This is a genomic window from Deinococcus hopiensis KR-140, assembly GCF_900176165.1.
Lineage (GTDB): Bacteria > Deinococcota > Deinococci > Deinococcales > Deinococcaceae > Deinococcus > Deinococcus hopiensis.
Genome location: NZ_FWWU01000002.1, coordinates 203,208 through 223,439 on the forward strand (window position 1 = coordinate 203,208; position 20,232 = coordinate 223,439).

15 protein-coding genes and 1 pseudogene are annotated in these 20,232 nt (G+C 58.8%); 12 read left to right on the forward strand and 4 right to left on the reverse strand.

Going from position 1 to position 20,232, the window contains the following annotated elements; genetic code table 11:
* The first annotated feature begins 1,934 nt into the window (after window positions 1-1,934).
* The 4 genes from B9A95_RS31375 to B9A95_RS01645 are packed head-to-tail and all read left to right on the forward strand — an operon-like array spanning window position 1,935 to window position 5,432.
* The gene (locus B9A95_RS31375; RefSeq protein ID WP_139806368.1) at window positions 1,935-3,761 is read left to right on the forward strand and encodes a hypothetical protein; all 1,827 of its coding nucleotides are present in this window, start codon (window positions 1,935-1,937) and stop codon (window positions 3,759-3,761) included.
* Entirely contained in the window at window positions 3,746-4,246 is a 501-nt protein-coding gene (locus B9A95_RS36505) for a pilus assembly FimT family protein (RefSeq protein ID WP_084045224.1), read from the forward strand. Before B9A95_RS31375 ends, B9A95_RS36505 begins: the two co-directional genes overlap by 16 nt.
* Window positions 4,243-4,671 carry a PulJ/GspJ family protein gene (locus B9A95_RS36680; RefSeq protein ID WP_139806370.1) on the forward strand — a complete coding sequence of 143 codons (429 nt, stop codon included), beginning with the start codon at window positions 4,243-4,245 and terminating at the stop codon, window positions 4,669-4,671. Before B9A95_RS36505 ends, B9A95_RS36680 begins: the two co-directional genes overlap by 4 nt.
* The gene (locus B9A95_RS01645; RefSeq protein ID WP_084045226.1) at window positions 4,671-5,432 is read left to right on the forward strand and encodes a PulJ/GspJ family protein; all 762 of its coding nucleotides are present in this window, start codon (window positions 4,671-4,673) and stop codon (window positions 5,430-5,432) included. Before B9A95_RS36680 ends, B9A95_RS01645 begins: the two co-directional genes overlap by 1 nt.
* 492 nt (window positions 5,433-5,924) lie before the next feature.
* On the opposite strand, the pseudogene B9A95_RS01650 reads toward B9A95_RS01645, so the two are convergent.
* Window positions 5,925-6,892: pseudogene (locus B9A95_RS01650) on the reverse strand (transposase).
* 339 nt (window positions 6,893-7,231) lie between these two features.
* Window positions 7,232-8,710: a DHA2 family efflux MFS transporter permease subunit gene (locus tag B9A95_RS01655; protein ID WP_084045227.1), complete on the reverse strand. Its 1,479-nt coding sequence runs from the start codon at window positions 8,708-8,710 to the stop codon at window positions 7,232-7,234.
* 473 nt (window positions 8,711-9,183) lie between these two features.
* On the opposite strand from B9A95_RS01655, the gene B9A95_RS01660 reads away from it, so the two are divergent.
* From B9A95_RS01660 to B9A95_RS01695, 8 genes are all read left to right on the forward strand, one after another.
* On the forward strand, window positions 9,184-9,747 hold the full coding sequence (locus B9A95_RS01660; RefSeq protein WP_245808087.1) for a TetR/AcrR family transcriptional regulator: 564 nt from the start codon (window positions 9,184-9,186) through the stop codon (window positions 9,745-9,747).
* Window positions 9,748-10,247: 500 nt separating this feature from the next.
* Complete coding sequence (locus B9A95_RS01665; protein WP_084045229.1) at window positions 10,248-11,246, forward strand: LLM class flavin-dependent oxidoreductase; 999 nt, start codon at window positions 10,248-10,250, stop codon at window positions 11,244-11,246.
* A 701-nt stretch (window positions 11,247-11,947) separates the two neighbouring features.
* On the forward strand, window positions 11,948-12,940 hold the full coding sequence (locus tag B9A95_RS01675) for an NAD-dependent epimerase/dehydratase family protein (protein ID WP_170928372.1): 993 nt from the start codon (window positions 11,948-11,950) through the stop codon (window positions 12,938-12,940).
* A 137-nt stretch (window positions 12,941-13,077) separates the two neighbouring features.
* The gene (locus B9A95_RS31385; protein WP_139806371.1) at window positions 13,078-13,326 is read left to right on the forward strand and encodes a hypothetical protein; all 249 of its coding nucleotides are present in this window, start codon (window positions 13,078-13,080) and stop codon (window positions 13,324-13,326) included.
* 40 nt (window positions 13,327-13,366) lie between these two features.
* The gene (locus B9A95_RS01680) at window positions 13,367-14,062 is read left to right on the forward strand and encodes a GntR family transcriptional regulator (RefSeq protein WP_084045232.1); all 696 of its coding nucleotides are present in this window, start codon (window positions 13,367-13,369) and stop codon (window positions 14,060-14,062) included.
* Between the two features lie 834 nt (window positions 14,063-14,896).
* Window positions 14,897-15,289 (forward strand): response regulator, encoded by a 393-nt coding sequence (locus tag B9A95_RS01685; RefSeq protein WP_170928373.1) that lies wholly within the window; start codon window positions 14,897-14,899, stop codon window positions 15,287-15,289.
* A 35-nt stretch (window positions 15,290-15,324) separates the two neighbouring features.
* Window positions 15,325-15,768: a response regulator gene (locus tag B9A95_RS01690; RefSeq protein ID WP_084045234.1), complete on the forward strand. Its 444-nt coding sequence runs from the start codon at window positions 15,325-15,327 to the stop codon at window positions 15,766-15,768.
* 408 nt (window positions 15,769-16,176) lie between these two features.
* A complete protein-coding gene (locus B9A95_RS01695) occupies window positions 16,177-16,359 on the forward strand; it encodes a hypothetical protein (protein ID WP_139806372.1) in 183 nt (60 codons plus the stop codon).
* Window positions 16,360-17,087: 728 nt separating this feature from the next.
* Here B9A95_RS01695 and B9A95_RS01700 read toward each other — a convergent pair.
* Entirely contained in the window at window positions 17,088-17,756 is a 669-nt protein-coding gene (locus tag B9A95_RS01700) for a response regulator transcription factor (RefSeq protein WP_084045236.1), read from the reverse strand.
* Window positions 17,757-19,012: 1,256 nt separating this feature from the next.
* A complete protein-coding gene (locus tag B9A95_RS01705) occupies window positions 19,013-20,221 on the reverse strand; it encodes a phosphotransferase (protein WP_139806373.1) in 1,209 nt (402 codons plus the stop codon).
* Window positions 20,222-20,232 lie beyond the last annotated feature (11 nt).

Consider the following 20,232-nt stretch of genomic DNA (forward strand, 5'->3'; position numbering starts at 1 on the left):
CGTTTATTGATGACCGGTTAGCTGCATTCCCAGTTCTGAGATTCCAAATCCAGCCTGGCAGCAGAGAGCTGGGAAGGGTACTCGAAGTTGACCAAAGGTCTCTCCGCTGACCAGCAAGAAAACAGGCTCTGGGTCGAGTGCTTACGCAAATATCAAAATCAGGCCGTTCAAGTTGAATAGTGATCTTCGCAGCCTCTAGGTGACATGCGCCTGCAATTAACAATCTCAGAGGTATGAGGCTCACTGACAAAAGTTCCCAAGCTGTCAGCCTAAGGCGGTGAAGAGACCAGCCGTGAGTTCTATACAGACGAAGGAAACTTGCGTGTAAAGCGTCGTTAAAGGCAAGAGGTGAAATCAGACTGATACACCTAAACCAAAAGGCACGGTGATAACCAAAAGGGCAATCCTTCCCTGATGGACGAACTTCAATATCACCCGGCGCACAGCAGGCTGCTAAGGAACTCTCGATACGTCAATCGCGTTGGGATTTGGGATTCCTACATCCCTTCGCCCGCAAGGGACGCGAAAACGTCAGCGTGTGAGCAGGAGGACGGAGGTGGCGTAGTAGCCAAATGCTGTCTGTAATGGTAATGGACGGGACACGGTGAAGGCCCACCATGACGAAGGGAATGGAAGGTAACCTGACTTCCTTGTTCGTGGAGACGTGAGGCAGGACTTGTTCCTGAACAGACCGCAAAATCCCGCAAGGGAACGAGGAAGGGGTGCTGGTACAAGTACCGGAGTCTGGAAAGCCGGATGCGGGGAAACGCGCACGTCCGGTTGAAGGTGCGCCCGAGCAGGCCAACCCGTCACCCGATTGTCGTCCAGCCTCAGAGGCGGCCTGGGTGTAGAGCAAGCCCGCCACCAGACCCAGAAGTGTCCTGGCGCCGTTTTCCCCTGGTCGCTTCCCGTGGTATCACAGGTGTGCAAGAACACAGTGGGTGCGTAACCATCTGGAGACCACGCGGTCAGAACCCCATCGCAGTACCAACCAACCCTATGGAGATACAGCAAGGTGGAGCAATCTCCACACGCTCAGGCCCGAGGACACGAAAAACGGCCCTGACCCACGTCGTTCCCAACCCGCCCATACAGAGGCCGCTTCTCCCAAAGAACAGGAGGCGTTCCTAAAAAGTCAGGGCAGCGCCAAGCGTGGCTCAAGCCGCCTATCCTGAGAAGCAAGTTTGCCTTTGAGTACAGGACGAAGGGCGTTTTGGCCTCCTGTGGTTGCTCAATGCTGCCCTGATCAATGGCTCTACACATACATTTCCGTCGAACCTTTAGATGGGGCAAAGTGGATTCCCGATCTTTCTTCCGGTCAACATCCCATTGATGGAGACCGCTCCGAAAGACTTCAGGCGGGCTGCCGATCCTGGCGTCTACAACTTACCGTGCTTCTACTCGACCAAGTGGAATGGTACATGAGTAAGAAACTCAGCGCGCCTCTCAACATCTTCTCCCATTTCCAGCCTCTATACCTGAACTTTCGCCAGCAGAGCCCATGACCGTGAAATCGAAAGCACCATTGGTGAATCAAACAATTCAAGATGTTCAAGAAGTCCAAGCTCTGATCGTAGGAGAATGCGTAAGACTCAGAAGTTGGCCGCAGGGAGTAAAGTTGCTGCCCCTCCTTCTCTGGATTAAACATGTCCTGGACTCATCTTAACTCCAGACGAGAGGTAGCACACCCGAATGGGGGCACGAGATATTGCCCCCCAAGTAGGTGTTTCGCGCGAGAGATGAACCTTCTACAGTAAAGGTCTTATGAAGCTGATCGTCTTTCTCCATCTGCAACATAGTGCGGGCGTTGCACTCGTCGCAGCTCCCTGGAAGACTGTCCCTGCTTTAGGACTAAGGCGGCAGAGCCAATGAGGCAGAAGAGTGATGGGTTTGCACTCGTGCTGGTCATAGTCTATGTTCTTTTAACTATAGGTGTGATAATTGCCACCCTTTCCATTACTACTCTTGGAAGTTCTGGTGGAGTTCAGAGTGGCAAAGAGTCTTATCAAGCGTTTGCCTCTGCAGAAAGCGGCATCAGTAGCTTCATTCCCCGCGTCAAAGAAAGCGGTTTTACTGGAACCGTATATGAGATTGACTGCTGGGTACAGGGCAATAACCCTAAGTGGTCTGACGGCTCTAACGTGACGGTTGATGGTGGCAACACTTGTGCAAGTACAGCCACAGAAAACGTTCCACTAATGAACCTCACAAGCAGCAATACAGGTCAGCGAGTTGAGGTCAAAGTAGTCAAAGTCGATGTTGCAGCCTCACGACTGACTATTATGGCCAAGGGCCAAACTGGCTCTAGTAGCAACGCCGCTACAGCAAAAATTACTCAGAACGTTCTGCTCAGCAAACCTGCATTTCTGAATATTGCCGCGCCGGCAGGATTAACCAGTTGCCCTTCTCTGAATACCGGCGGAACTTCTGAAGTTTTCGGCGTAGGTTCAGAGAACACAGGGCTTGTCGCATATACGACGAGCACAGGCGCCTCAACAACAACTCTGAATATCTCTCCAAAACTTTCTGATGGCCTCCCACTGGATCAGGGCAGCTTTATCAGCATTGGTGGAGCTACCTATAGAGTCACCAAATTGACTCCACTCGCCAGCCCACTGGTAGGGACGCAATTGACAGTCATACCTCCGGCTTCGACGGGCACTGCATTGACCGGAACACTCAGCCTGATCCCCATTGCCTTCCGGGGACCACAGGGAGGGAATGGATATATCGCTGAACCGTCCTTACCGACAGGAACTTACCGCATTCCAGTCAGTGATCCTACAAGTGTCTTCGCTGGCGACACATTGTATGTGGACTCAGGAGGACGGACGTACAGTATGACGGTTGTCGGCAGAGCTGTGGTCCCAGCGACGACCCCCGCTACCTTTGAACCTTCGGTCGGATTTATTAACGGTGACCTGACCCAGGGGTATGTCGACGTCACCTTGGGAGCAAGCGGGGCAGGAGCTTTTGCATACGGCACAAGTACATCAAACTTTGGGCAGCAACTCCCAAGTACAGATTCCAGAACACCCCTCCCCCTGACGGTAAGCGTCCTTAATAGCCTCCCTGTAGGAGCGCCGATGAGACGATATATCCCCTCAGTTATGAGCGCTGGGAGCATCAACAGCGTCTCGGGTACGAACAGACTGGCCATTGGAAGCGACTTTGGTGGCGCGAGTCGTGTGTCGCCTGCAGCCATTGCCGGAAGTACAGCAGTCAATTGCGGTGTCAATGAGGCCCTCTTCAAACAAGTCTTCAACCGTACCAAAGCGGACTTTCTAAGCCTCGTGCCAACCACTCCCTCTCCGTCAAATGTTCTGACAAGTGTTTCACGTCCCCTCGACAAGAATATCTACTGGCTGGGCAGTACAGCAAAGAGCAATGGAAGTATTATAGTCAGCAACTCAACTTATAGCTTGAATAGCAATGATTTGTGTGGACAAGGAATCCTGGTAGTCAATGGCAATCTAGATTTAGGTGGAACGGGCAATCGCAATGGCAACACCTGCGGCAGTTCTTCCGACGGCTCACCTGACGGTTTTAACGGGATTCTCTATGTCATGGGCAACTTGAAGAGCCAGGGTAATCCAAATATCAAGGGAGCTGTGATCGTAGAGGGGAATGTAAACGTACAAGCAACCACCACTAACGGTGGTATGAGGATTAACTATAGCCCCCTTGCCGTTCTCAGTGCCGCACGCAACCTCTCCCCTTTGAACTTTACTCTGGAGTCGGGCTCATGGAATCAGCAGTAGAGGTATTCAGGAGAAAGGTGAGTCCACAGTCAGGGTTTACCCTTATTGAACTAATTGTAGTGATTGCAATTTTGGGAATTCTCATGTCTATAGGCCTTCCAGCATATCAGCGTTACCTGAGTGGCCTCAGGGTGGCACAAAGTGCTGAACAGCTGGCTCGCGACGTGAACAAAGTGCGTGAGAACGCCCAGCGCAGCAACACCTGCTGGGGCCTGGCCTATAAGTCATCTACTCAGTATGAGCGGATACGCTACTCAACTCCAAATTGTAGTGATACGCCTGCTGAAGCAGCCAAAAGCATAATTTCTGTTTTGGACGGTACCCTTCTAAGCACCAGCGGAACGCTGACTGAGGTCAAATTCAGACCTCCTTATGGAACGGGTGATGGCACCGCTGTCACTTTCGTTATTACCAGTGGGGGCAACAGCAGTATTGGAAAAGTTCTTCGAGTGAGTGGAGTTATGGGAAAGGTGATCGTAAAGTGAACGGCACTTATCGGACTCAAGGACTTACCTTGCTGGAAGTGATGATCGCCATCAGCATCTTTTCAGTTATTATGGTTACTGTACTTAGCATCCTACCCACTGTATTTAAAGTAAACTCCCATACTGCCAAAAGCCAGGATGCCAGCCTATACGCCAGGACAGTGATTGAGCAAACTCGCAATTACTGGTTAACAAAAGTGACTCCTGCGCCAGGAACCGCCGATGCATATCCCTATTTTACATCCGGTGCTTTTCCCAGCGATCTACCTACGGTTCCGTCTAGCCTTACCTGCGACCCCCTAAGCACCAGCACGCTACCCACCGTGAACCCACCCACACCTATTGCTCGTCGCCGCCTCACTGTAAGCTGCACGCCTCAGGGCAGTACTGCACAGGTCTTTGTCGTTGAGATTGGGAGACCCTAATGAAGCACCACTCGATGGGGTTCACCTTGATTGAGCTGCTGGTCGTCATGGCCATTCTGAGCATCATGTTGCTCGCCATCACCCAGATGCAGGGGACAACGCTGGCTGCCTCCAATACGCTTGTAGGGCAGGCCAACCGGATGCGGGAATTGCAGGAAGCAAGTGGTTATCTGTCTGACCGTATCCGCAGTGCCAGGGCAATTCAAACTGACCCCTCCCTAACAATTAATGGGGGTCTATGCATGATGAGCTCCACCACGGCACCGTGCTTCGCCGCTCTGGTGGGAGAAGTGCGCGCTGGATCTACTGCTGTGTACGGGGCCAACGTGTACATGTACGTGGTTTATAAGATGATTCCGCGTAGCGAAGTTCCAGCCGTCGACCGCAAAGAGGATGAGTGGGCCGACACAGGAACCAACACAATGTCCCTCGTCGAATATCGCCAGGTGGTCTGCGAGCCGCAAGCGTATCCAGCAGGCTCAACCACGCCCGGTCAATGCACGACAGTCTCGCCCGCTCCTACAGGGTACGTCACCATTCCCACCAGTGTACCCCTGGTGCTGCCCACGCTGGGTAACAGCATGACCATGAACGTGATCTTGGATTACGCCACACTAGATGACGCTTCGGGAGCTTTTACCCCTTTTGCTACCGGTGATATCTTTACCATCAAACTTCGAGCCAAGAACCGTGTGAACAACAACGTTCGATATACACCTATCAGTGGTCCGTTTACTCTAAAGGTAAAGCCGCGGAATTAAAGCGAACGGCGCCAATACCTCTTGTAACTGCTTAGCACGAGATTGCTGCCGTGTTAAGCAGTTACGCTTTTTGGAAGATGCCGTATCCGCCAAGTACAACGCTTACCCGTTCATCCTGCAGGGGCGCAATGGCACCTCTGGAGGTTTTTCATGTATGCAGTCACCGACATTCCCGGCCAAGCCGGCGGCGCAACCGCCCGCCCTCTCCTCGCTCAGCACCAGCCGATTCGCGCGGTCCTGCGGGACCCCCCTCAAAGCGCAGCCGTGAATTCAGCAAGGCGCATAGGTGGTCAAAGCTGCGTCGGACGATCCTCAAGCTTCAGAAATGGCTTGCGTTGACGTGGCGGGCGCTTTCGTTATGACGACAACTTCCCCCCAGCCCCAGTTTCCCTAAGGCGCGCCGCATCGTTGATGCCCTACGCGTCGCCCTTGCCGCAGCGCGGCCACCACGACTGCTCGTCTTGTCAACTATCGGTGCGGAACGAACGCACCTCAGTGATTGACAACTTCACCCTTTAATCGTCCCAGTGAGGGAAAAGGACGTATCAAGACTTCGAGAATTTCGTTGAGTTGGTGCGGGACTCAGCGCAACACGTTGCGCAGGAGCTCTGAGCCGTACCGGACCACACTTATGGCGGGGCGTCCAAGAGCCAGAATGGGGATGGGTTTGATCTCATGGCGCCAAACCCCCACTCGCCGGCAGTTCAACCATGCCAGAGTAACGAGCCCGAACAAGCGTTCCAACCGCTTCTTGTCTGTCACTCCAGTGCGCTCCAGATCGAATCCCCGCACCTTTTGCGAACTGAAGGTACATTCGGTGGTCCAGCGGAGCCTGTAGGGCTTCCATGTCTCCCACACGGTGAAATCTGTCGCAATGATGACCCTGGTGACCACGACTCCCATGTATTCCCCGAAAACCTGCGTTTTCTCCGCGATGAGCCGGAATTGACCCGGTTGGAGATTTTGGAGCCATTCCTTTGCGCAACGCCCGTCCAGAACGGTGGCCTTGCGAAGCCGAACGGCCGGGCGAATGCCTTTGCGACGCAGAAAGCGGAACCACTCCCCACTGATGAACTCCCGGTCCGCCACCAGGCCCTTCCAGCGTTGCGCTGGAAGGGCCTGCAGCATGCTTGGAGGCCACCCACATCCTCCCCCGGGTAGCACTGTTGCCGGTGTGATTCAAGGCCACCCAGGATAGGGGGACCGTGAATCCATGGACGCCCTTTTCCCCGCACCAGGCGGTTGAGGGGAGATTCCCCTTGTTCGCAGGTGGTGCGGTCCAGACTCATGAGGATTTTCCCCGGGGGAAGGTGTGCCAACAGCAGTGCCAGGAAGACCTGAGCGGTGAGTTGCTCGTCATGGACGGCGCGTTCCACGCACCGTTTCTTGGCTTCGGTGGAACTGGTCCCTGAGAGATGAGGACCAAGGGCGCGGTGGTTGACGCTCTGCGCCGTGCCCATGGCCTTCATGCACATCCGTAGCGCCCTGGGGGATGTCGCTGCGCAGAAAGGGCATACAGATTTTGAAGTGAGGCGTCAATTCAGAGGTGGAGTGAGGAGAGGATATGCGTCGCATACCTCAACACACCGCCTGCCGTCGTCCTTGAACAGGGACACACAAAAACAGCTTCTTACCGTTCTAGACGGTAAGAAGCGAAGTTATCATCTACGGAGAGCAGTATGCCACGTCAAGCTCTTCAGTTGTATGGTGCGGAATCAAGGCGGCAGCTCTCAAATTTGGAACTCATCTTGACTCCGCATGAATCAAAGAACCTGCAGGTGTCAGAGGCAGTCGGTCGCTTAGTGCCCGGCGTGAACGCGCGTTGCGTCAGCATCAGCGCCAGCAGGCGGGGAGGCGCGGCGCATGAGTACCGCCAGCAGCGCCAGGACAAGAGCAACCCCCGTCACGACGCTGAAGGCGGCCCGGACGCCTTCGGCGCGGGCGAGCGGCAAAGCCACCCCTTCGGCCACCGCGCGTGTGGTTCGCCCAGTCATCACTGTGATGAGCAGCGCGGTCCCAGCGGCACCCGCCACCTGCTGAAGCGTATTCATGATGGCGCTGCCGTGCGAGTACAGTCGGACCGGCAGCGGACTGGTCGCCGCAGTAAACAGTGGGGTAAAGGTCATGGCCAGCCCCAGGCTCATGAAGAGGTGTAGGGCCACCAGAACGGGAACGCCCGTTTCGGCGGTGATCCGGCTCAAACTCCAGAGCGACAGCGTCAGGAGGATCCCCCCGGGAACGGCCAGCAGGGCGGGGCCGTGGCGGTCATACAGGCGGCCGATGGTGGGAGCAAGCGCGCCCATCAGCACCCCACCGGGCAGAACCAGAAGTCCAGTTTGAAGGGTGCTTAGACCGCGAACCTCCTGGAGGTAGAGCGGGAGCAGGATGGCGCCGCCGAAAAAGACCACCGCCAGCAGCATGATGAGCACGACGCCCAAGGTGAACACGGGATACCCCAGCGCACGAAAATCCAGGAGTGGCGCGTCCCGGCGCTGGAGGACCTGCTGCCGCCAGACGAACAGCGCGAGGCTCAGCACACTAAGCACGAGTGGCACGCTGACCAGCGGGTCACGAAGGCCCGCTGATGATTCACCCAGGCGACTCAGCGCGTACACCAGACCGCCGAAGCCCAGCGCGGACAGGGGCAGCGAGGCCACGTCCAGGGAGAGCCGCCGCGGCTCACTGAAGTTGATGAGCGTCCGTGCACCGAAGATCAGGGCAGCCAGTGAAAAGGGCAGAACGAACACAAACATGAAACGCCAGGACATGGATTGGAGAATCAGTCCGCTGACGGTTGGCCCCAGGGCGGGAGCGACGGCGATGACGATACTGATGCTCCCCATCACGGCGCCGCGCCGCTCAGCAGGGATCAATGTCATGACCGTGGTGAACAGGAGCGGAAGCATGATGGCCGTACCGATCGCCTGCACGACCCGAGCCAGCAGGAGCACCTCAAAGGTGGGCGCGGCAGCGGCCAGCAGTGTGCCTGCCGTGAAGGTACCCATCGCCAGAAAGAACACAGTGCGCGAGGACAGGCGCTGCATCAGAAAGCCCGTCGTTGGAATAACCACGGCCATGGTCAGCATAAAGGCGGTGGCCAGCCACTGCGCAACGCCCGCGGTGACGCGAAACTCGGTGATCATGGTCGGCAGGGCCACGTTCATGATGGTTTCGTTCAGCACGACGACGAACGAGGCGATGAGGAGCACCAGGATGATGGCGCGGTTGCGCGTGCCTTGGCCTGCGGTCGCAGGAGCAGAAAGGGGCTGAGTAATCATGAAAGGAGCCTCGGGAAAGGAGGGAGGTGGCGGGCAGGGGAAAAGGATGTCGAAGAGCGGCCCCCCGACGATTGGCAGAGGCCTGAGCTCACGGATCAGCTGTTGACGGCGACGGCAGCGGGGTGGGGATCGGGGCTGTACTGCTCAGGCGCCCTGAAACGGTCCTGCAGGGTGGAGCCGGCGTACTCCAAGACACCTCCTCTGTGGAGCGGGCAGGATTGACGCCGGGTTGCCGACGAGCCCCGAGCTCGGTGCCGCAATCATTGGCAATTTGGAGGGCGATTCAGCACTGTCGGTCGGTCCGGTGTGGGGTCATACGGGATCTCCAGAAACAAAGTAAAACGGATTTGGTCTCCGTTTGCTTTTTCAACAATATGGAGATAGTCTCCTTATTGTCAAGGCACCTCGCCCCACCTGAGCAAGGAGGACTGATCTCTACGGAAGCTTCCCCCCCACGCAAACCCCGCACAGACGTGATCCGCAACCGCACAGTCATCCTGGACACGGCGCAGCGTCACTTCCAGAGGTACGGCATCGGCACCTCACTCGATGCCATCGCCAAGGAAGCAGGAATCGGACCGGGGACGCTCTACCGTCATTTCCCGACCCGTGAGGCCCTGCTGGCCTCAGTCCTACAGCTCCACTCCCAGGAATTGGTCGCCCGACGCGCAACCCTGATCCAGATCGCAGCCCCAGATGAGGCCCTACAGCAGTGGTTAAGCGCCCTGGAAGACTACCTCAATGCCTTCAACGGCCTGCCCGAACCCCTGATGGCGGCAGCCCGGGCAAGTGCACCAGACAGTCCATTAACTTACCCCTGCGATCAGCTGATCGCCATGACGGATGAGTTCCTCAGGGGAGCTCAACATGCAGGTCAGGTGCGTGCTGAGGTGCAGTCGCGTGACCTGTTCCTGGCCATAGCGGCCGTGGCCTGGATCCGCGGAGAAGGGTCAACGGATGACGGCGCACTCAAGCGTCTACGTCACCTCATTCAGAATGGGTATCAACGCTCAGCCACAACCGAGAGTCAACCGTGAACATCGGCATCAGCGAATGTTCGCAACGCCGCTTGAAGAATGTTTTGGAGCACAACCGGTTCGAACGACGGAAACACGCAAGAGTTTCTGAGTTTGTCCGCCGGGCGCACCACTCTCCTCCATTACGCCCGCAGTAGCGTTTCCACCATGATAAACCGGCGCAATCGGCAACAATCGTTCCAAACGTGGTCCGAGGTCATCGCGGGGGTGGTCTGAACTTCAGGCCACCCCCGTACTCGGTTGACCGGGGCGCCAGTTCAGGCAATACAACCGGCTGAATGCCTTCCATCCGGAGGATCCGCAACACCCAGACCCAATACGCACAGGATGTTGGATAACCTCGACTGAATTGGCCATTCACAGCTTGCAGACGCGCAGTGTGGTCACTGGTTACGCCCGAGCTCCATTGCGGAAGGACCCCGGAGTTCCGCCTCCATTCCGGCATGGACCCCCACCTTCGCTCGCTGTACAGTCCAGCACACCCCTCAGGAGAACGCCCTATGACTCTTGCTGTTCCACTCTCGCTGCTTGACCTCACCCGGGTCCATCCAGAAGAACCTGCCGCTGAAGGTATCGCCCGGAGTGTGCGGCTGGCCCGCACAGCCGACCGGCTCGGGTATCACCGCCTGTGGTTTGCCGAGCACCACAACGCGCCGACCATTGCCTCGTCCGCCACTTCCCTGATGATTCAGCATGTAGTCGCGCAAACCGAGAATCTGCGGGTGGGTGCGGGCGGAATCATGCTGCCCAATCACTCACCGCTGGTGATCGCCGAGCAATTCGGCATGCTGGAAACGCTCTATCCAGGCCGCATTGATCTGGGCCTTGGTCGCGCCCCCGGAACAGATGGGGCGACCATGCGTGCCCTGCGGCGCGACGGACGTGAAGCGGAACGGTTTCCCCAAGACGTCCTTGAGCTGCACGGCTATCTCAGTGCCAACTCGCGTATCTCTGGCGTGAATGCCTACCCCGGTGCGGGAACCCACGTGCCGCTGTACATCCTCGGGTCGTCGCTGTTCGGCGCACAACTGGCCGCCCAGTTCGGCCTGCCCTACGCTTTCGCCTCACATTTTGCTCCCACAGCGCTCAATGATGCGGCCCGGATTTACCGGGAGACATTCGACCCCAGTGGGCCTCTCGCAGGGCCGGATGCGAAACCGCACTTCATCGCCGCTGCGAACGTCATTGCTGCGGACGACACCACTACGGCTCTTGACCAGCGGAGGCGGGCGGAAGACGGCTGGCTCCAGGCGTTTCTGGGCCGTGGACAGTCGCTGAGTCCGGAGGACCTCAGGGCGGTGCGGGGACACCCTCAGGCGCAGCAGATTCTGGGAATGCTTGACCGCACCATTGTTGGCACGCAGTCAGACGTGGTAAGTGGCCTTGAAGCATTGGTCAGGGAAGTGCAGGCCGATGAGCTTATCTTGGTCAACTTGGCTGTTGCCGAAGAGCACCAGCACCGCACGCTCGAACTGCTGGCCCCTGCTGCAGCTTCCTGAGACGAGTGGGGGCGAAGTCTCCCCCCGCTTCAAGAGGCGCGCCCTGGTTCGATAGGGTTGTGGCAAGGTAGCGCAGCCGGGTGAAATGGTACCCAGCAGGCACGTCCAGGACGCGGCACAGCTCGCTTAGAAACTGCCCGTCGTTCGCCCGCTCCGCCCCACCCGAGTCGGACCAACGCTGAAGGAAGAGATCAAGGTCCATGGGTCAATATGAGTCTCGTACCTTACCCTTGTCCCTCCTTTCTCCACCTCCCTTGCTCCACACCGCATCCCGACGAACATGCCAAAGGCGCTCATCTCGCGTACTGACCCGTTCCACCGAGGAATCTGCGTGGCGTGGCCGCGCAACATCAGCAGTTCCTCAACCGTGACAGGGGCGGGCTGCTTGCCGACCTGCGGCTCCGGCACCCACATCGTTCGCCTGAAAACACCGGACTTCTCGCCGAAGCGAGGCTGCAGACCAACGTAGACACTTTCGAGGTGCTGACTCTCCCCCACCCCGAGTACCACGACCTGATTTGCCGCATTCGCGTTCCCACCCTTTTTGTTCTGGGGACACCCATCATAGACGTCCTCTGCGACGAGCAAGCAGGAGCGTTATGCTCAAGCGCTCCGATCATCACTTCTGGTCTCCCATTTCCCTCGGGTGGACACCTCCACATGGCCTCTGCCCCACACGCTCAGTTCTTCAGGAGCCCTCTATGCCTGCACCCAAATCAGTTTTTGTAACCGGCGCGACCGGCTTTATCGGCTCCCGCCTCGTTCCTCGTCTCCTTAAGCGCGGTCATCACGTCACCGCCCTTGCGCGTCGTCCTGAGCAGGCCGGGCATCTCCGCGCGCTGGGCGTCCAGCTTCTACGGGGGGACGTCACACAGCCTGAAAGCTTGACAGAGGGTATGCAGGGCGCGGACTGGCTGCTCCACCTTGCCAACCACTACTCGCTGCACGAGCGCGATGAGAGCATATACACCCGCGTGAACGTGGTGGGCAACCGCAATGTCATGCGGGCCGCCCTGGAGGCCGGGGTTGGCAAGGTGGTGCACGTCAGTTCAGGGGTGAGTTACGGGATTTCACCCGATCAGCCCCTTCGAGAAGACAGCCGCGTTGGTCCCTTCCCGAATGCGTACTGGCGTACCAAGCACTTGGGGGATGAGGAGGTATGGCACCTTCACCGCCAGGGCTTGCCTGTCACCGCGGTATATCCAGGAGGGGTGGTGGGGGCGAACGATCCCAACGCGACGGGCGCGTGGATTCGGCGGCTGGCTCAGCGACGTCAGCCTGTGCGGGCGTTTGAGGACCGCGGCTTCACGTACGTTGCTGTTGACGACGTGGCGGAAGCCATCGTGCTTGCCGCCGAGCGGGAGGACAATGTGGGTGAGCGGTACCTGATTGGGCGGGAATTTCTGACCAACCGCGCTTTCGTGGAACTTGTCGCGGAACTGGCGGGGAGTCCGCTGCCCCCCCTTGTACTGCCAGATCGCCTGGCACACCTAAATGCGGCGTTGCTGGGGAGACTGGAGGCGTGGATGGGGGTGCGGCCGGTTATGGACTTTACCCCCAGCAGTGCCCGTCACCTTGCGGCGGGATTTCGCTTTGGTTCTGAGAAGGCGGAGCGGGAGCTCGGCCTGCAGTACACGCCTGTGCGGGAAGCTGTGGCGCAGGACCTCGCTACCTTTCGGCCGTCTGCGCGCTGAGTAACTCCTCTCCGGCCTGAAGGGCGAGGCATTGACTGAGAGGCGGATGCCTGAATTCCCCAGCGGCCAGGACGCAGCCGGCGGTTGATTCAGAGACGCGCACCCCCAAATGCCTCTCGCCACTTCTGCGCTCGGCAATGCGCAACAACCAAAGCCGTTGGGAAGCGGTCTATGGCGCTTCCGGTCAGGGCGTAGTGGGCGTGTTTGAGGACATCATCGTTCTCATCTGCGTTGGTCAGGACGATGAGGCCTCCTGGAGAAAAACGCGGTCACCCAAGGTGAACGGCAACCCGGTGTGCCGTACCGTTTCCAGGTGGGCTTTTTCTGGGTGTCAATTATGCGAGGGCGGGCAAGAAGAAGGCAACGAAGGACGGGTAAACCTCTGAGCAAAACGAATTCGATCCGGCACTTCTGCCACACTGCCCCATGCCCAAATATCCCGCCATCAAAGCGGCACTTAAAGAACGCCTCCTGGGAAACGACTATGCGGACGGTCATGCGCTCCCCAGCGAGCCGCAACTCGCCCGAGAATTCGACGTCTCACGAATGACGGCCCGGCGCGCCATCGACGAACTCGAACGCGAAGGCTACCTCTACCGGGTTCAGGGGGCGGGGACCTTCCCAACAGGCAAACGTTTCCAGCAGGGTGGCTTTTCCGTCTCCCCTTTCGCCGATTGGTCCTCGCATTCGGACAAACGCACCCAGGTGTTGCGCGCGGAGTTGCTCGCCGCCACACCGGAGATTGCGGCGGTCCTGAACGTCTCCACGGGAGACCCGTTCATATTCGTGCACCGGTTACGCTGGGATAGGGAAACGCCCATTGTGGTCGAGAAGCGTTATGTGGACGCGCAGGCCCTCCCAGATCTGCTCTCGCAGGACTTGAGCAAGGTCAGCGTGCACGATCTGTTGGCCAGCCAGACGAGGGTTCCCCTCACTCGGGTCGAGCAGTACTTGCAGGCCGTCAACATCTGGCCGGAGGAGGCTGAGCTGTTGCAGGTCGTACCAGGCACTGCAACGCTGTTGATCCGCCGAACAGCGTTCAGTAGGGAGAGGCGAGTCAGTTACGTCAATTACTGGGTCAGGAGTGACCGTTTTAACTTCCAGAACTCGTTCGTGCCTTGAGGGAAAGCCGGCGCCACTGGCCATGAGCGGCCAAGTCAGGGTCATTCCTGGACCTGCCGCTCGCCACTTGTGGCCCTACGACTTCCTCTGTATCCACAGGCGCGAGGCACTGCTCACCGAACGTACCGCTCTCCAGACAGCCTTCCTTGAGGAATTCGGTGCTGATGCGCACGTAGCCCTACAGGTAGAGGTGCTTGGCAGTGGCAACGCCCTCCATGCCCATGCGGACGCCGCAATACCGGTTGCCGAGGGTTATGCCTTGAGGTTGAGAAACGGTCACAGGGGTCATCCTGAAGAGCGGAAGCAAGGTTGTGAACATGGTCACCGGTGGAATTTCGCCCACTTCCCCTTCTTCCGCTTCCGGACGGGTGCGCGGGCGCCCTCGACTCGGAGTTACGGCTCTGACTGGGGGTCTTCGGCAGGGTGGGCGGCAGTTCCAGGGGGCTGACGACCACCACCAGGTGAGTGCCTGACCCTTAACGCCCGAAAGCCGTCGCGTAAGCCGTAACGGCCGCGGTGAGCGCCCCCTCACGCCATTGGTCATGCGGTCCCCGGCTCAGCACCGCTCTTGGCCAGCGCTGGAGCAGCCGTACGACATACCCGGGAAGACCCGGCGCCACGGCGCAGGAACTCTAAGCCCTGAGCTGGAGAATGCTCTGGGTCGCCCGGGTGATACGGCAGGAACCGGGGCTGCTCCTTGAACACCTCAGGAAGGGGCCGGGAATGAACGATGCTGAACGGAGCCACGCAACTGTTTCCTCTTGAACTTCAGGGGAAAGAGGCACGGCTGGGAGAGCGATGGTACTGAAATGGCCTTGTTGTAATCTCAGGTCCGTGGATCCCCATCCGAGTGCCTTCTCCCTACTCCTGGTTGACGATGATCCGGCGGACGTTCTTCTGGCGCAGATGGCCTTGGATGAACTGAATGCGCCGGTGAAGGTGGAGGTCTCGCATAACGGGGTGTTGGCCTTGGCACGCCTACAGAGTGACCCCAAGCCTGACCTGGTGTTGATGGACATGAATATGCCGATACTCACAGGACTCGAGGTGCTGCTCAGGCTCAGACACACTCTGCAGGGCGCGCGCGTGGTCCTGTGGAGTTCAGGCTGGAAAGCGCAGGATGAGCCAGCGGTCATGGCCGCTGGCGCCGAGGCGTACCTCCGCAAACCTGCACTATACAGCGAGTTGCTGACGCTGCTGAAGTCACTGACTCAAGGAACCAAGTAGGGCGGGCGTCGGAGAGCACCTCTATAGTCCCGTCGATGCCCCCTCAAACCCCTCTCACTTCACTGCTCCTGGTGGAGGACAACGCTGCACACGCTCTGCTCTTGGCAGCGGCGCTTGAGGAGTTGGCGGTTGCGTATCAGCTGGAAGTCATCGTGAACGGTTTTCACGCCGCCGCACGCTTGCAGTTGCCCCCTCTGCCGGACATCGTCTTGATGGACATGCACCTGCCGCGGATGAACGGAGTGGAGGTAATCCAGGCACTGGGTGGGCGGTTGATGGAGGTGAATGTGGTGCTGTGGAGCGCAGCTCATAACCCCCTGGCTGCGGTGGAAGCAGCGGCGGTCGGGGTTGATCCCTATCTGGAGAAACCCAGCACCTCCAGGAGGTCACTGGAGGTGCTGGGCCGAGTCCTGACCCTCCAGAGACTTCCCTTGGGATTCAGGGTTGCTGCCTGGGAGCGTCACCAAGGGCAGGGGTGAATGGCAGTGGCATATGGGGGTTCCGCCCGGAGTCGAACCGGGCCGCGCTCGGATGCGCGGGCGTCTGCAAGAGGCATAGAGTGATGTGCGCGTCCAACTCAAACATCCAGCCAGACGAGGTGGGTCAGGTCTTCATCGGAACCTCCACAGACGGACTTCGGGAAAGCAGTAACAAGATCAAAAAGCTTACCCTGCCCCACGAATCCGCTGAGTTCTGGGAGATCTACCGCCGGAGTACGTGTGCGGTCGAGCGACGACGCAGCCAGCTGCTCGCCTTCCTGGCGGTAAGCTACGCAGAAGCGCTGCGACTTCCGGGCTATGCCGAGCAGGAAGCGGATTCTCGGTGCCTACCGCGAACGTGGGGTGGGTGGACTCAAGCTTCAGCGGCACCAGAAGAGGGGCGCCCGCATGCCCTTGAGCGACCCCGAACTCCTGCTGCTGCCCCAAACCATTCGGGCAGACACCGCCGCTGGCGGTGTCTGGAATGGCGCACGCGTGCAGTCCTGGGTGCAGCAGGAACTGGGCACAGAGCTGCATCTCAGCCGCTGCGCTGCCGGCTGGACCCCGCGGGATGCAGCCTTCAGCGTGTAGCCTTCAACGGCCCCGGCCTCGACAGCTCAGGGCCGATCAGGCCACCCAGGATGCGTTCAAAAAAAGTCCTCCCCGCCGTGATCCAAGTAGCCCAGGCAGGTCTTGAAGGAACTGAACGACGCCGAGAAGCGGGCATCGAGGAGCACCGTGAGGGGTTAAGGCCCCTGGTGGGCAGGCGCCGGGCCAAGCGAGGCAAAGCGCCCACTGTGCGCGCCCAACACCGTTACGGGTGGCTGTACGTCTGTGCCTGCGTCTGCCCGCAGGTGGGAAAACGCCAGGACGGGCTGTGACCCACGGTCAATACCGCGGCGTTCCAGGGGGAAGAGCCGGGAGACCGTCCTGGTCCTGCACGCCATGCAGTTGCAGTGCCCGCCGGGCATTCGTCTGGCCGCCTCCCTGTTTCGCAGCGCTGCAACCTGTCAAACGCCTCTGGTCCTTGAGCGGTGCGCTTCTGAAGCATCAACTCTTCCAAACCCCCGAAGCCCTTAGTTGCTCGCCGTGCCGTGTCGCCGTCTGGAGCACCAGAGGGAAGCGCGTTTGCTCCCTCACCCTCTGGTGCTCCCTATAACCGGTGAACCGGAACGCATCTGGTATGGTTCCGGTTCATCCACTACATCCCCTTCGCTACGGTGATACCACTCCTGATTCGTCACCGTTTTTCCTGCTCGCTCCGCTGTGGTGAATCCGTCATTTCATAGCGGGTTCACCAGAATCCTTATGAGCGGACGTCAGGCAGGGGATCTCAAGGCGTATCCCCTACCACGGACAGTACGGATGGAGCTTCGACCGGCAACGTTTCGCAGCTTGCGCCGCAAGTTGCCGAAGTGAACATCCACAACGTTGGAGGTACTGGAAAGTTCTCCCCTCCAGATTTCACTGGTGATTTCTTCCCGGGAGTATACCCGCCCCGGCTGCCGTGAGAGCAGCAGCAGCAACTCAAACTCCTTCGGCGAAAGATGGACTTCCTTGCCCTCAAAGATGACCTGACGCCGTTCGGGGCGGATCTGCAGGGCCCCGAATGAAAGAAGGTCGTCGCTCTTCTGCCGAAGCTGGACTTTGACCCGGGCGAGCAGTTCTTCCGGGTGGAACGGCTTGGTGACGTAATCGTTGGCCCCAGCCTCTAGCAGCTCTACCTTGCGGTCCACCGCATCGATTGCTGTCAGGACAATGATGGGAACATGCGTGGTTTTGCGCAGGCGGCGTGCCACCTCCGCACCGTCAAAGTCAGGAAGGCCCAGGTCGAGAATGACCAGGTGTGGAGGTGTCTCACGGGCTCGGAGCAGACCGGTGATGCCATTGGGAGCAGTAGCGACGCTCCATCCACCCTCCTGGAGTTCGTACTGAATGACTTGAGCGATATCTGAATTGTCTTCGATCACGAGGATATGGGCTTGCATAGGGCTCCTGAGGATGGAACGGGAATACCGCTCATCGTAGGAAGCCCTTCAGTTGGGTTTGTCTGGCACTCTTTAGCCTTTCCTGAGCTATGACGAGAGTATGAAGAGATAAAGCTAAAGATACGCTTAGCGTGAGCCTCATCTCTTGAGTGTGTAGGTTTGAGGCGACGTATCAGGCGTGTTCACGCCCTGCCACTCCCCGGGTCACAAGCTGGTTGCCGCTCTGGAACGTCAGGAAGCTTCAAACAGAGTCGTGTGCTGGTGATGTCTGTGCCCTGACGCCTCCCCCGAGGCCTCGCGCTTGAGGGGGAGTGTGGGCGTCTGCAACACGTGGTGCAGCAATCCGCACTGGCCATCGCCGGTCACAGGCGGTGAGGGCTGTGGGAGTGGAAGTGAGCAGCTCGCTGCGCCTGGTCTCCTGACCCATGCTCCAAAAGCGGCATGCTGACTGGCCGTCTCGCCCTCGCCCCGCCCTGCGTGGTGTGCGGCTCGACGCGGCGCCGGCATATGTAATGGTACTCCGTTGGGTCTGGAACTGCTGGCGAAAAACACGGTGGATTCCCACTCTTTGTGTACCGCGCTGACCCCAGAAACAGGGGCGCCATCCATCAGGTTCCCGCCAGTCAACGGAGTACCAGTAATGCTCAATGCCTGACTGGACGGTATGCACGGCTAAAGACGTCGTAACCCGCTTTGGGTGTCCAGCGCTCAGTGCCTGCCCGAATGGCTTATGGGTCAGCCACACGCACGATCCCAAAACTTCCCAGATCCAGGTCTGGGCCTCCGTCTACCCGGTGTGGCAGGTAGAAACATGCAGAGGTGCAGACGAACGCGGTGTCGACGCCTTCCTCCTGGAAGAGTTACGCCAGTTCCTCAAGGCATTGGGCCTGAGCCGCCTCGTCCCGTTCGTACTTCCCTTTCAGGCGAACGGGCCCGTCTTGGTACTCCTACTGGATGGCTCGGGAGACGGGGGCAGTGGCTTTTCACGTAGACGAAGTGGAGGCATTCCCGAAAGCGCCAGCTGAGAACGACAACCTGAAATATCAGTACGGTGCACAAGCATTAGCGCCACAGTGCAAATGCTGCATATCTCTGCTTAAACACAACTTGGCAGCACAGAGGGTATTCATGTGGGCCTGACAGGCTGATGCATGGCCATGCATCAGAGAAATGCACTATCTCTTCAGCGGCACCTGCACCTCTTTCAATGAACTTTGGAAGAAATGTCGCTCACTGTATCTGCCACCTGAGCAAGATCAAAGGCGAATGAGTTCCCGCACAGCCTGCCTTAGGTAATAGGGTACATACAAAGGCCGCCAGCCATGGACTGTGCCTTCCCAATGACGAAAGCGCGAGTCATAGATTACTGCCCGGTGGAGCAGGGCCAGGGACACTCCCTTCAAGAAAAGTTTACTGGCATCCGGGCAACCCAGCGCGGTCAGGTACGTTGACACCAGTCGGGTACTGAGGTCGGTATACGGCTGCGACACAGGAAGGTTAGGCTTGCCAAGCGTCCACCAGAGAAACCACCCGGCGTCCATGAAGGGATGTGCCGCGGAGGCGGCTTCGCTCCAATCGAACCAGACGCCACCGCGCTCACCATGCAGGGCATTCCGGGGATGAGCGTCTCTGTGGGCGGGAAGATCCGGCAGGCCCAAGGCAGTGAGGTTGCGAAACGCGGCACGCACTGCTGGCCGGGCTTCGGTGAGGGTAGAAAGGGATTCTTCCTCTACTCCCCAGTCTCGTAGCGTGGGTAGGTCACCGAGAAAGGCGTCTATCCGCTCTGCCATCTCAGCCAACGGGTAAGTCGGACATCCAAGTGCGGCGAGGGCGACGGGGTCGCCCTTCTGCTGAAACTGAGCCAGCCTCTGCGCCACTTCCTCCCAGGCTTCCACCTGACCGACGCCGTCCAGCAGCTCGCCCCCGGAGGCGCTTACCAGGACACCTTTCTCGACGTCAGTACACAGGAGTGGTGGGACCAAGCCGGGGAGCGTCTGCGACAACAGGGCCGTAACGCTTGCCTCCCGTCCCGTTTCGGCCATCTTGAAGTAGACCCTTCCGGCGTTTGTTTCTGCTCGGATCACAGTCGCGAGGTCCCAGCTGTGGATGGGGGAAAGGTCCCCTATTCGCTTCCATCCCACTCGGTCAAGCGCTGTGTCCAGAAGCTGCGTGGCCCACTCCGGCCAGCTGGGGCGCTGCCACTCACGCCCATGGAGAACAGAGGTTGAGTCGGCCTCCTCCCATGTCAGTCCTGGTGGAGGATCTGCCGTCAAGGCCCGGAATTGAGGAAGTATCTCCCGGTTCGGCGTGAATCCCCCTTCATGGAGCGGCCAGAGCTGGAGGTTGAATTGGCGTTCGGCGGTCTCCTTGAGCTGCCCGGGTTTCTCGGAGGTCACTGCTGGCCATCCGTGCGCTCCGCGCAGCACCCTTCGCCCATCAGGGTGCCAGATGATCACTTGGGGCATCGAGCGATCAT